This is a genomic window from Adlercreutzia equolifaciens (assembly GCF_029076695.1).
In the GTDB taxonomy this organism is placed as follows: Bacteria; Actinomycetota; Coriobacteriia; order Coriobacteriales; family Eggerthellaceae; genus Adlercreutzia; species Adlercreutzia equolifaciens_A.
This window is the reverse complement of the sequence record NZ_JARFIK010000379.1, coordinates 1-303: the sequence shown is the minus strand read 5'-3', so window position 1 is coordinate 303 and position 303 is coordinate 1. Positions and strand designations below refer to the sequence as shown.

The window sequence follows — 303 nt, the reverse complement described above, 5'->3', positions numbered from 1 at the left end:
GGAAAGGCCCAGGCCGACTCCTTGCGCGCCGCCAAGCGCGACGTGGAGGCGCTGTTGCTGGCCGAGCAGGATCTGGCGGCCGCCGAGGGGGAGGCTCAGGGTGCGCTCCTGCGAGCCGCAGCGCAGTCAGTCAGCTCCTCGACGTTGGCGAAGGGCCAGCTGTACTTGGTGATGGCCGGGGAACAGGTGCCGGCGGACGGCGAGATTGTCCTGGGCGCCGATTCGGTGGACGAGAGTGCCATCACGGTCGAATCGGATCCGGTGGTGCGCGAGTCCGTCGGCGACCGTTCGTCGCTGACCGGG

The 303-nt window shown here is 70.0% G+C and carries 1 pseudogene; it reads left to right on the top strand.

Annotated elements, in window-relative coordinates:
• Positions 1-303, top strand: a pseudogene (locus PZH32_RS12830) (potassium-transporting ATPase subunit B); the annotation flags it as partial.